At 41.1% G+C, this 12,624-nt stretch carries 13 protein-coding genes and 1 riboswitch; all 13 genes read right to left on the bottom strand.

All coding sequences use genetic code 11. The features are described 5' to 3' along the window. Window positions 1-7: 7 nt before the first annotated feature. Window positions 8-1,318 (bottom strand): lysine N(6)-hydroxylase/L-ornithine N(5)-oxygenase family protein, encoded by a 1,311-nt coding sequence (locus LIT25_13550; protein USK31700.1) that lies wholly within the window; start codon window positions 1,316-1,318, stop codon window positions 8-10. After that, window positions 1,308-1,859, bottom strand: coding sequence for an acetyltransferase (locus LIT25_13555; protein USK31701.1), 552 nt, complete (start codon window positions 1,857-1,859; stop codon window positions 1,308-1,310). Before LIT25_13555 ends, LIT25_13550 begins: the two co-directional genes overlap by 11 nt. Continuing rightward, entirely contained in the window at window positions 1,856-3,640 is a 1,785-nt protein-coding gene (locus LIT25_13560; GenBank protein USK31702.1) for an IucA/IucC family siderophore biosynthesis protein, read from the bottom strand. The genes LIT25_13555 and LIT25_13560 overlap by 4 nt, the downstream gene beginning before the upstream one ends. Then, complete coding sequence (locus tag LIT25_13565) at window positions 3,627-5,144, bottom strand: aspartate aminotransferase family protein (GenBank protein ID USK31703.1); 1,518 nt, start codon at window positions 5,142-5,144, stop codon at window positions 3,627-3,629. Before LIT25_13565 ends, LIT25_13560 begins: the two co-directional genes overlap by 14 nt. A gap of 12 nt (window positions 5,145-5,156) precedes the next feature. Beyond that, entirely contained in the window at window positions 5,157-6,509 is a 1,353-nt protein-coding gene (locus tag LIT25_13570) for an aspartate aminotransferase family protein (GenBank protein USK31704.1), read from the bottom strand. A 51-nt stretch (window positions 6,510-6,560) separates the two neighbouring features. Next, complete coding sequence (locus LIT25_13575; GenBank protein USK31705.1) at window positions 6,561-7,523, bottom strand: alpha/beta hydrolase; 963 nt, start codon at window positions 7,521-7,523, stop codon at window positions 6,561-6,563. Continuing rightward, window positions 7,501-8,106, bottom strand: coding sequence for an acetyltransferase (locus tag LIT25_13580; GenBank protein ID USK36276.1), 606 nt, complete (start codon window positions 8,104-8,106; stop codon window positions 7,501-7,503). Before LIT25_13580 ends, LIT25_13575 begins: the two co-directional genes overlap by 23 nt. A 246-nt stretch (window positions 8,107-8,352) precedes the next feature. Continuing rightward, window positions 8,353-8,808: a GNAT family N-acetyltransferase gene (locus tag LIT25_13585; protein USK31706.1), complete on the bottom strand. Its 456-nt coding sequence runs from the start codon at window positions 8,806-8,808 to the stop codon at window positions 8,353-8,355. Between the two features lie 269 nt (window positions 8,809-9,077). Further along, entirely contained in the window at window positions 9,078-9,722 is a 645-nt protein-coding gene (thiE, locus tag LIT25_13590; protein USK31707.1) for a thiamine phosphate synthase, read from the bottom strand. Then, window positions 9,712-10,533 (bottom strand): bifunctional hydroxymethylpyrimidine kinase/phosphomethylpyrimidine kinase, encoded by an 822-nt coding sequence (gene thiD / locus LIT25_13595; protein ID USK31708.1) that lies wholly within the window; start codon window positions 10,531-10,533, stop codon window positions 9,712-9,714. Before thiD ends, thiE begins: the two co-directional genes overlap by 11 nt. After that, the gene (thiM, locus tag LIT25_13600) at window positions 10,520-11,338 is read right to left on the bottom strand and encodes a hydroxyethylthiazole kinase (protein USK31709.1); all 819 of its coding nucleotides are present in this window, start codon (window positions 11,336-11,338) and stop codon (window positions 10,520-10,522) included. The genes thiD and thiM overlap by 14 nt, the downstream gene beginning before the upstream one ends. A gap of 52 nt (window positions 11,339-11,390) precedes the next feature. Continuing rightward, window positions 11,391-11,499: riboswitch (TPP riboswitch) on the bottom strand. A gap of 55 nt (window positions 11,500-11,554) precedes the next feature. Further along, entirely contained in the window at window positions 11,555-11,854 is a 300-nt protein-coding gene (locus LIT25_13605; GenBank protein ID USK31710.1) for a spore germination protein, read from the bottom strand. 113 nt (window positions 11,855-11,967) lie between these two features. Next, window positions 11,968-12,588 carry a LysE family translocator gene (locus LIT25_13610; GenBank protein USK31711.1) on the bottom strand — a complete coding sequence of 207 codons (621 nt, stop codon included), beginning with the start codon at window positions 12,586-12,588 and terminating at the stop codon, window positions 11,968-11,970. Window positions 12,589-12,624 lie beyond the last annotated feature (36 nt).

The following is a 12,624-nucleotide window of genomic DNA, read 5'->3' on the forward strand; positions in this document are numbered from 1 at the left end:
CACTCTCCTAAACTGTTTGTTTGCTGCGGACAAGATGGCCTGCACCAAAATGCTGAAAGACATTTTTTTCGGGAAGGTCAAACACTTTTCTGCAAGCAAGCTGATTGATGATCTTTGCATTCCGGTAAGCGCCTAGCCCAAGATCCGGTGCTCCTACCCCATGAGTATGCATTTCTCCGTTTTGAATAAAGATTTTGTTTTCCCTTTTTTCCTGCAGCTCTATTTCATAGTCTTTTGAAATAACAGGACGATTATTGCTGTCCCATTTCATAAGATTTGATAAGTTTGCAAAAGCGCTTGGCCAAACTGTCTTATAGCCGGTTGCTGCGATGACGATATCCGAATGCAGGTTAAATGCTTCTCCCTGCTCCCATTGATGGCATTGCAGGTTTAAGTCTGAACAAATAATCTCTATATCAATAACTGCCGTTTTGGCCAGAAGCTGAACATCCGGCTTTTGTCCCGCAATCGTTCTTTCATATAAAAGATCATAGATTTCAGCAATTGTATCAGCACTTATTCCTTTATATAAGGAGTCCTGTTTTGGCACGATCGTATCCTTTAATGCCTGTGGAAGCCTGTAAAAGTATTCCGTATAGTCAGGCGAAAAATGCTCAAGCCCAAGCTTTGAATACTCCATCGGGAAAAATCCGTCCGTTCGTGTGAGCCAATTTAGTTGATAGCCTTGTTCATTTTGTTCCTTCAGCAGCTCAAGAAAAATCTCGGCCGCACTTTGACCAGAACCAATGACGGTGACAGCATCAGCATTTAAACTTTCTTTTTTCTTATGCAAAAATTGAGCAGAGTGAAAAAGACTTTCAGATTTTCCTTTCGCTGACCATTCTGGAATATTTGGAGCACTTCCCATGCCAAGGACCACATGCCGGGCAGTAAAGTGTTCCATTTCCCCAGTGCGAACATCTTCTACAAGAACTTCATAACCTTCAGCATGAAGCAAAACATCCGCAACCCGTTTACCGAATCGGCAGCTTTCAAGTTCTTCAGCCACCCATTGCAGATAGTGATTATACTCTCTGCGCGGAATATGGAACGATTCAAGGAAGTAGAAATGGTAAAGTCTTTTTTGTTGATGAAGATAATTCAGAAAGCTGTATTTGCTTATTGGATTGACCATTGAAACCGCGTCTGCCAAAAATGGCACCTGCAAGGTTGTCCCTTCCATTAAAAGTCCTTCGTGCCAATTAAACTGGGGCTTTTGATCAAAAAAGAGCGCTTCTACATCTTTTACATCCTCAAGCAATGCTGCCATTCCAAGATTAAATGGTCCAAGCCCTACTCCTATAACGTCATAAACCATTCTTTATCCCCCATTCGAAATCTTCTCTTTCACAAATCATGAAGAGAGCTTTTTTATCAGGCAGCTGAATTTCCTTCTGCGGAAGGAATCCGCATTTTTTGAAAACATGGATCATTTTCATATTTCGGCTGTCAGGCTCAGCGACTATCCTCTGTGTCCGCTTGTCCGTAAACATCTGCTTCATGATTTCACAGAGCATTGGCAGAGATAAACCTTTGCCAAGGTAAAAAGGATCACCAATCAGCAAATGAACACCCTGATCATAAGGCTCTGCTTCATAATAATCTCCAATGATGTCATCATCCGCCCAGTACGTTTCCCAATAGCTCATTGCCGCACCGTTCAGATGCCCGATCCACAGCGTTTGATGATCATCCGCCAAAAGTTTTTTCAGATGCTTCGTATATTGGCTGAATGGATAATCTTGATTCCAATAAGGAATAACATGCGGTTCATGGTGCCATTTATGAAGCATGGCAGCATCCTTTTCAAAGTCGGCTTTTCGAAATGATATGGATAAACCCGTCTCCAGCTGATTCATGTAAAGGCCTCCTTCTTTGTACATAAAGGGTTGTTCACTTGGACATAAACAGACTGTGTTTCAAGCGGTCCAACCAGTTCATCTAAATCATGAAATCTCGTTAATAGATTCGCTTTGCAGGGCAAAGTCTCGTCTTCCAGCAGCGTTTTCAGCAAAAGAGATGGATGAGCTGCCGGAATGGACTGCTCTTCCAATTCCTCCCGAATCAGGTGAAGAAGATTTTTCTCATCTGCCAGGTTTGACGTTCCAAAGGCATTCACAAGTCCGAATAAATGATTGAAAAAGAAATAATAGCGCAGCCGTTCATCTGCAACCGCATCTGAACAAACCGTTTCACTTTTCAAACCAATTCCCGGAAGATACGAATTTAATTCATTCTTTTTGGATTCGCAAAAGTAAAATCCCTGATTGTCTCTATAAAAAAATCGCGATGGATATCCATTTTCCAGCTGAACGACACTGTTTTGCTGATGGGCTTCAAGCGCAATGCCCTTTACAAAATAAAGCCACAGAATCGGCTTTAATGAAATAGCCAAATAGCGTTTCAGCCAGTCTGAGCTTATTTCTTCTGTTGACCGATTTTCCTTTTTTGAAAGGTCACGAACGATGCTTGCAAGTCTTGACGATTGTGGCAGCATTCCGTCCTGACAAAGGGCAACTAGAGCAGTTGCTTGTTCCGCACTCCTTTTATAAAAAGGATTTTCCCTCAGAATGACTTCAAAACCAGACTCCTTCTGATCGTGCAGCTTTAATGTAATAAATGCAGGATCGTGAATGATTTTAAAACCAGGAAATTGTTCAGATAACTCACTCCCAAGCTGTGTGTCCATCAATTCTTTCACTTCAACTCCGCGTTCAAGCTCTTTTAATAGGTTCACCCGGACAGAATTTGTTATTTTGATGTTAAGTGAAAACTTCAACATAAAGGTAACATCTGGATGATAGACCGTTCGCAAGGATGAAGTTGCATAAAAAGCCTGTCCATGCTGACCTAGATTTTCAAGCATGCCTTCTTGAATGAATTCTTGAACAGCTGAGTCTTTCAGCAAATACTCTGCCTGCCACGGATGGATTGGAAGAAGTGCGTATTCATCCTTTCCTGAGTACTTCTCTTTAAACTCATCACTGATCTCCGGGTCATCCTTGACAAGCTGCTTTATAAGTTCAATTGCCGACTGTGGCATTGTTGACTTTGAATAAATGGACGCAGCATGAGCTCTAAAATAATGCAGCGGAAATGCTCCTTTTAATTCAGGTGAATACACCTTAATATCTGATTCTGTCATTCCTTGTCTGCTTTTTGGTGTCGGATGAAGCAAGTGCCCAAATAAAAGGGACTGCTCTGCTGCAATAAAATCAAATGAGGTTTGATAAAGTTCATCCTCATCATCTGAACGCTTTTCAAGAAATTGAGCCATTGATTCGCAGCTTTGTTTGACACGCAAAAGCAATTCTTCATTTTTTTCAGCTGATGAAGCATTTGCACCCAGTTCTTTCAGCGTTTTTTCAATGCATGTTATGTAATCGATTTCCTCACTTTCACAGTACACTGGGTAGTCTAACAAGTGACGTCCTGTCTCAGATAGATAGCCTGCCGGAATATAAAGACTGGAATTTTGATGTTGTAAAATAACATGAATCCATTTGCCACTGTGCTTCTTTCTTAATTCTTCAGGTGCATCTGCACTTAGATTCCCGCTGTTTGTCTCCCGCAGAAAGCAATTTAAATAGCTTTGAAGAGTTGCTTTTTCAGCAAGAGCCATTGCTTCAAGTTTGTTCATACTGCAGCCTCCTTGTTTCATCTTCGCCAATTTCTTTCATTCTTCTTATGATTTTTTTAACATCAGCCATTTTTGTTAATGGATTCAAAAAGGTAAATTTCAGGCAGGCATCGCCGTCCACCTTTGTCCGGGCCATGATCACTTCTCCATTTTTCAGTAGAATTTCCCGAATTTGATAGTTTAGCTGATTGAGCTTCTCATGCGTGAGAAAGCCTGCCCCGATGTATCTGAAAACAACCGTGCTCAGTTCGGGCTGATGATAGACGCTGAACTCACGCTCTTTTTTCAGGAGCTCATACGTTTTCTGTGCTACAAGCAAAGTGTGATCAATCATTTCTGCCCATTCTTCTTTTCCGACTAATTGAAAAGAAAGAAACGGCTTCAGTGCATCAAAGCGTCTGGTTGTCTGAATGGATTTGAAGACTAAATTTGGGATGTCATCTTCCTCGTCTTCAATTGGATTCAAATAATCAGCATGATGCCTGATAAACGAAAATGACTCCCGGTTTTTTATCAGAAAAGCTCCGCAGCTGATTGGCTGATAAAACATTTTATGAAAATCTACTGTAATGGAATCTGCTTTCTCTAAACCTGCGAGTTTATGCTTATGGGTATCTGTTAAGACAAGCCCGCCTCCATAAGCAGCATCTGCATGGAACCACAGGTCATGATCTTTAGCCAGGCTGCTCATTTCCTCCAGCGGATCGATGCTGCCAAAGTCTGTTGTACCTGCAGTGCCGATCAGCGCAAAAGGCAATTCCCCATTTTCTTTCAGATTGAACAGGCATGCAGCCAAGTCGTCCATACACATGCGGTACTTTTCATCCGCTTTAACTAATACAACAGAATCTTCGCCTAAGCCTAATATCGAGGCTGCCTGCTGGACAGAAAAATGAGCGGCTTCTGAGCATAGAATTTTCAGACGATGCTGTTCTTTCGGAAGACCCTGCTTTTTAATATTCCATCCCCAAAACTTTAAGGCAGCGCGTTCCCTTGCAAGCAGGAGGCCCATTAAATTGGACTGCGTTCCGCCGCTTGTCATCACACCGTCTCCGTCCGGCAGCTGGAACATCCCGCACAGTCCATTTAATACATACTGCTCAACCATTGTAGCTGCACCGCTTTGATCCCATGAATCCATCGATTGATTTAATCCGGAAATAACGGCTTCAGCCGCTAACCCCGGAATCATTGGCGGGCAGTGAAGATGAGCAGCAGTTAACGGATGGCTGACATGAATGGTATTTGAAGTGATGGTATCCGTAAGTTTTTCAAATACTGCTTGCTGATTTTGATTCATTTTAGGATGAAAGACAGGAAAGTGTTGATTTATTTCTTTCTTCACATCAAAAGGAGTCATCCCGCTGTAGGGATTTTGTGACATCATTATCCTTTTAACGGAGTTCATTGCATGGGTCATTTGGGTTTCATAATTTTTCAAACTTGATTCATAATTTGATAAAAACAAATGTTCAAAGGCTGTTTTTTCCTGAATGGCTGTCAAATGATCCACATCCTAAACTAAACTTGGGCTGAGCGTTCTTTCTGCAGCTTTAATAGAATCGAAGAATATATCACATACTGTGTCTAGCTGTTCTCTTGTAATAATCAGCGGCGGCAAGAAACGAACCACGCTGCCGAAGCGCCCCCCAAGCTCTAGGATAAGGCCCCGTTTGAAGCATTCCTGCTGAATAAGCTTCGCGAGCTTCGGATGAGCAGGATAACTTCCGATGGCATCTGCAGCTGCTGTTTTATCTACAATTTCAGCGCCAACCATCAGTCCTAATCCCCGAACATCTCCTATAGATGATACTTCTTGCTTCATCTTTTTCAAACGGAGCATTAAAAACTCTCCAAGCAGAGCTGCCTGTTCTTCAAGCTTTTCCTGCTTAATATATTTCATTGTTGCTGTTCCGGCAGCAATTGCAATCTGATTTCCGCGGAATGTGCCTGAATGCGCACCCGGGTCCCATTGATCAAGATCTTTATGATAGACTACAACCGCTAAAGGAAGGGTTCCGCCGATTGCTTTTGAAAGAACAACAACATCAGGATTGATGTCAGCATGTTCAAAGGCAAACATTTTTCCGGTGCGTCCAAATCCCGTCTGCACTTCATCGATAATGAGAGGAATTTGCTGTTCTTTAGTAATATTCCGTACTTGTCTCACCCATTCATCAGGAGCTGGAATGGCGCCTCCCTCCCCTTGCACGATTTCCATGACCATGCCTGCGGGCTTCACAATACCGGATTCAGGATCGTTCAGAGTGCGCTCAATAAATGTAGAGCCGATTGCCGCCCCGTCGTCTCCCCCAATGCCAAATGGGCAGCGGTATGAATATGGATAAGGAAGAAAGTGTACGTCTGACATTAAATTGGGTATTTTGCTTTTAGGACCAAGGTTTCCCATTAGACTAAGAGAGCCATTTGTCATGCCGTGATATCCGCCTTGGAAAGAAAGCATGCCGCCTCTGCCGGTTGCTGTTTTCACGAGTTTCATAGCGGCCTCAACAGCATCTGATCCTGATGGTCCGCAAAATTGGATTTTTGCATGTTCAGCAATTTTTTTCGGAAGAGCGTCAAACAGCTCCTCCACAAACTCCTCTTTCATTGGTGTAGTAATATCCAGCGTATGGAGCGGACGCTTGCCTTTTATCACATTTTCCATTGCTTCTATAACAACAGGATGATTATGTCCAAGTGCAAGAGTACCTGCTCCTGCCAAGCAATCTATGTAGGTTTTATTCTCAACATCCTTCACATAAATCCCTTCTGCCTCACTGATCGCGATTGGAATTCTGCGCGGATAAGATCTTGCATTTGATTCTCTCTTGCGCTGGCTGCTTAAAAAAAATTCATTTGTTAGCATGAATAATCACCTTTCTTATTTGAAAATAATTCTCATTCTCATTTAAAAAAATTAAAAATTTTTTCTCAGCAAAATTTTAAGCTGGTTTGTCAAATCTATCATCGCAAGATCCGCCCTGTTTACTTGTCCAATCATATTTGGGAAGCTGTGAACTAACTGTTCATAGTACAAATATGTGACAGGAACTCCTGAATCTTGAAGTTTTTCAGCATATTGCTTCCCTTCATCTCTTAACGGATCGTATTCAACAGTTACAATCATTGCCGGAGGCACATTTACAGAATTTATTGCAAGCAGCGGAGATGCATATGGATTCTTCCCCTGCTCTTGATTGCTTAAATAATGATTCCAGAACCATTCCATTTTCTCTTTCGTCAGATTAAACGAATAGTCTGATTGATAAGACTCTGTGTAAAAATGGTGATTCAAAACAGGAGTGATTAAAAACTGCATTGTAAATGCTTGCTTTCCTTGATCCTTCAGCCAAAGTACTGCTGCAGCTGCAAGGTTTGCCCCGGAAGATTCTCCTCCAATTGCAAGTTGGGCTGGATCACCATTCCATTTAGATATGTTTTGAGGCACCCATTCTGAAACGGCAAGAACATCCATAAGCGCTGCAGGAAACGGGTGCTCTGGCGCAAGCCGGTAACCGACGGATACGATCACACAATTCGCGTGTTTTGCAAGATATCGGCACATAGAATCGGCACTGTCGAGATCTCCAAAAACCCACCCGCCGCCATGCATAAATACCAATACTGGCATCATTTTTACCGATGAAGGCTGATAAATTCTTACAGGGATTTGATGATCAGCGGATTCAATTTTTTCGTTGTAAATCATAATGTCATTCATTTCAATCTTTTGAAAGAATGTTCGTGCTTCCTTATAATAATACCTTGACTGCTCAGCCGATAAGTCGCTTAATGGAGGATGTTTGAGTTCACCCATTCTAGCACCTATTTTATCCAGCAGCTCTTTCATATCATCATCAATTGGGAGATGGGTTTTCACATAACGCTCCTGCCTTTTCATTTAATAGATCCTTATCTTCACTTGGAAGCATGATAAAGTTTACATTCTTGCTGGACATATAATTATTAAAACGATTATTTTCACCTATAACGAGGGCAGCTCTTTTATGAGGAAGCTGAATGGTATCCGCAACATATCCGCCAATCTCTTTTAAGATTGGAATGACGATCCTGTTTCTTATATCAGGTTCGCCAATGATTCTGCTGGATCCGAATTTTTTCATAAGAAATGCAGTCATTGCCCTCACAATCATTAAGCCATGCTCTTTATTCAAAAGCTCTCTTGGCCCAATTAATAAATGCATCCCAAGATCACCTGGTTCAGCTTGATAATAGTTCCTTATAGAATCATGCTGGATAGAATACGCAATCAAATAGCCAGCCGGCCTGTCATCTAAAAAACATAGAAAAACTCGTTTGTGCTCTGCTTTAACGGTGCGTTCTAAATAAGCCTTAAACTCTTCTTCACTTACATTCAGCTTCCAAAAAGGTGCGATATGCGGCTGATGCATCCAGTTGAATAAAACTTTAAAATCTGTTATTTTGACCTGCCGAAGAGAAATGGTATGATTTAACTCCCCATCTTCTATGATGGCTTCAAATTCATTTACGTTTTCTATATGATTCAGCTCCTTACTGTCTTGTTAGTGAATACATATGAATATTAATTGAAAATGATTATCAATGTCAATGAACTCTGAAAAATCAGTCATTCCTGCCTATGCATTTTCTAATAACAAGAATGAATTCTAGCACATCATACCTACATATACTTCCTTTCCATTTATTCACAAAAAAAAGAACAGAATTTAATCTGTCCTCCATTTTTCTAGTACAGTGATCCTTACTTCAGGTGCAACTTCAATCTCTCCTGTTTTCATAAATTTAAATGATTGATAAAGTGTTATGGCCGGGATATTTTTTGTGCCAGTAGACACTTTTACTCTTTTATTCGTATTCTGTTTTAATAAATAATCTAGCAAAGTTGATGCGATCCCTAATCGAAAGTAATTTGGATGTATGACTAGTCTGCAAATATTCAGGGACTCTGCATCCATTTCATAAGATAGAACTCCGCGTATTTCATTATCGATTATGCAGCCTATAAAGGTTTCTTCTGAATCAGCTATGTCTTTTGCTGTTTCTTTAAGCTGGGGGATATCTCTGAACCCTATCAAATCAGCTTCAATTTGGTAGGCTGGGATTTGAATTCTCAGAATTTTTTCTGCTGTGCAGTATTCTTTGTGGTTTAAGTGCTTAATCATTTTACTCGCTCCAGTTTACATAATATTATTATAAAAAATTTAGGGGACTTCTTCATCTTTTATTCTATGTATTTTCTCCGAATCCTTCTGAACCGCCTTAATATTCCAGTAATCCAGTATTCATGAGAAATTTACAGAAGAACCATACTAGATTTAATGTTATCGGAATCGGAAAAGAAATCGAACTGGATCGTACGTTAAAAAATCAAAACAATAAGAAAACGTGCAAATGATCATCAAGATTTGCACGTTTTCTATTACTCTCCTATTCAAGATACAGATTTCTTCAAAGCAGCCGCGCTTTTATAGACATCTTCAGCAAGACTTATCGATGTAATCACCGAGACCCCGTCAGCACCTGCTTCAATAACTGCACGTGCATTTTCAGCTGTAATGCCTCCAATTCCTACAATCGGAATCAAAATACCGCAGTTTCTTACTTCTTCTAGAAGAGAAGTCCCCTTAACAGGTTCTGCATCTGTTTTTGTAAGCGTAGGGTAAATAGGCCCTGCTCCGATATAATCGGCTCCATCATCGATAGCCTTCTCTACTTCTGCAAGGGTATGGGCTGAGACACCAACTATTTTTCCCTCGCCTAAAATCTTTCTTACTGTTCCGGCATCTTCATCATCCTGCCCGATATGAACTCCATCTGCATTAAGTGCAAGAGCAAGTTCTATGTCATCATTTATGATAAATGGGATTCCATGGTCCTTACAAAGTTTCTGCAGTTTTCTTGCCAGGTTCTTTTTTTCGGTGCCTGTTAAAGCATCCGTTCCTTTTTCCCGGAACTGAAACATGGATATGCCTCCATTTATTGCTTGGAACAGGACTTTTTCAGGGTCTTCCGTACAGTTTGTGCTGCCCATAATAAAATAAAGCTGAAGTTTCGCACGCACTTCCTCATTCCACATACAAAGGTCCCCTCTTTTTCTTTTGATATGCCCAATGATTTGTAGGTCCATGGCCCTGTCCTAATTTAAGATCTTCTTTTATCGCTTCCCGGATGAATGCAACGGCGGTTTCTGCCGAATGATAAATTGACTTTCCTTTTGCGATCTCGGCTGTGATGGAAGCTGCGAAGGTACAGCCTGTTCCGTGCGTATTTTTTGTATGAATACGTTCACTTGTAAAATAGCTGAACTCTGTTCCATCAAATAACAAATCTACTAACTGTTCCTCATTTTCAGCATGCCCCCCCTTAATCACAACATTTTTCACGCCGAAAGAGTGCAGGATTTTGGCTGCAGTCTGACGATCATCGAGATTGTGAATAGTTAAACCCGTCAGCACTTCAGCTTCTGGAATGTTAGGAGTAATGACCAAAGCAAGCGGCAGCAAATGATTTTTCAATGCTTCCACTGCTTCATCCTGCAATAATGAAGCACCGCCTTTGGCTATCATGACGGGATCTACAATCACTTTGCTCCAATTGAACCTCTTTATTTGTTCAGAGACTGCTTCTATAATTTCACTATTAAACAGCATTCCGGTTTTAATGGCATCAGCTCCAAAGTCTGAGCCAATCGCTTCAATCTGCTGCACAACCTCGTCCGAAGTTAATGGAAACACACCATGCACACCTAGTGAGTTTTGAGCGGTAACCGCTGTAATGGCAGACATTCCATAAACATTCAATTCCTGAAACGTTTTTAGATCCGCTTGTATTCCTGCTCCCCCGCCGCTGTCAGAGCCTGCAATCGTCAGTGCTTTAGAGATTGACATGGTTAACCTCCTCAAGTGCAGAAAGTTTTTGAATATCATTTGCTGAAATGTTATAAAGCTTGTTTAAAAACTCGATTTGAAAGCTTCCGGGACCTTCCATTCCTTCAGCTGCAAGTTCGGCAGCACTCCCGTAAACAGCTAATGCTGCAGCAGAAGCACGAACATAGTCTTTTTCAACGGCGCAAAATGCGCCGATAACAGAGGTGAGCAAGCAGCCCGCACCTGTTACTCTTGTTAGAAGAGAATGACCATTTTTGCATATATATGTTGTTTCTCCATCTGAAACAACATCTTGTTTTCCTGTAATGACCGCAATCGTGTTAAACTGCTTTGCAGCCTTTACAGCAAGTGCGATTAAGTCTCCTTCGCCGTCACCGGAGTCGACTCCTTTTATCGACCAGCTCTCACCAACGACATTTGCCACTTCAGCAGCATTCCCTCTAACTGCAGCGATGTCCAGTTCTCTTACGATTATTTGCGCTGTTTCTGTACGGTATTTTGTTGCGCCTGCACCAACTGGATCAAAAATGACTGGCACGCCATGCTTATTGGCAGATTTCCCTGCAAGCAGCATCGCTTCTACATTTTCTTCGTTTAAGGTACCAATATTTAATACAAGTGCCCCTGCAATTTTCGCCATATCCGCCACTTCTTCCTTGGCGTAAGCCATGACCGGCGATGCTCCGATTGCCAACAGGCCATTTGCTGTAAAATTCGTTACCACAACGTTTGTAATATTGTGCACCAGAGGTTTTTCTTTTCTTAATTTTTCTAGAATCGCATCAATCGTTTTAGGTTCCAGCATTTTTTTCCCTCCCCAAAAATAAAGAGCACTCTGCCGCGGCAAAGTGCTCATATGTATCCCTGAATCACATCCCTGCGCTGGCATTATCCAACAGGTTCATTCGGTCTACGGCAGTTAGCCGTACTCTCAGCCTGATTCCACAAGCTCCCGATTTATTTGATTTTATGATACAAAGTCTACTCTTCTCGAGCTTGAATTGCAACAAATTATCTCTTATTAAACAGCTGCATTCTTATTTTTCTTATTGTTTACCCTTGTCTTTATCAGTAAAATCACGATGAGAAGTATTGCCATCCACCTCAATAAAAACATCTGATTATTTACAAATGGAAATATCATGAGGAATACAGCCAGCTCTCCGAATGGAAACGTTATTTTAGTTAGGAAAATCGTGTCAAGTACTGTTTTCCAATCCGGTTTAACAAGAGGCAGGATATTTACCCATTGAAAAGGTACAGCTAATACACTTATCAATGTTGGAGCAGGGACTAGTTCTCGCTGAGAAACAATACCCACACGTAAATTTGTCGGAAGTAGTCCAGGGTGAAAGGGTACCTATTGTGCTAAAAGTATTTTCACAGAAGCCAGATGTTCAGCCAAACATAAAAAAGACACCGTAAATGATGTCTTTACTTTCTTTCCATTGCTAATTTAATGCCAAATCCTATGAGTACTGCTCCGGTTATGCCTTCCATCCACTTTTGTACAGCAGGCTTTTTCATGAAGGCACTCAATTGATGAATCAAATATATATAAATAATAAACCAAATAAAAGTAAGAATTGTGTACGTTAATCCCATGATCATAAACTGTGTAAAAGTATTCGATCCCGGCTCCAAAAATTGCGGCAAAAAGGTTAAAAAGAAAACAGCTACCTTAGGGTTTAGGAGATTAGTCAAAAATCCCTGCCTGTAACAGTTGGCTTGCTTTTCAGGCTTTTGTTCTTCGCTGTCTTGTATTCTGCGCGTTTTTTTTAGAGTCCATAGAGATTTAAGTCCTAAATAAATGAGGTAGCAAGCTCCCGCGTACTTCAGGATTGAGAAGAGAAAAGCTGATTTGACAATAAGGGCTGATAAACCTAATACTGCTGCAAAAGTATGAATTAAAAGTGCTGTCAAAGTCCCGAACACTGTTTTCATTCCTCCTGCCCTCCCGCCAGTGATTGTATTCTTAGTAGCGATGGCTGTATCAGGTCCAGGCAATAAAATTAATAAAATAGACATGATTATAAATAATGATAAGTGCTCCAAGCTGATTCCCTCCATATACTGAATTTTACCAATTTT

It is taken from the genome of Bacillus sp. F19, assembly GCA_023823795.1.
Taxonomy (GTDB): Bacteria; Bacillota; Bacilli; order Bacillales; family Bacillaceae; genus Bacillus_P.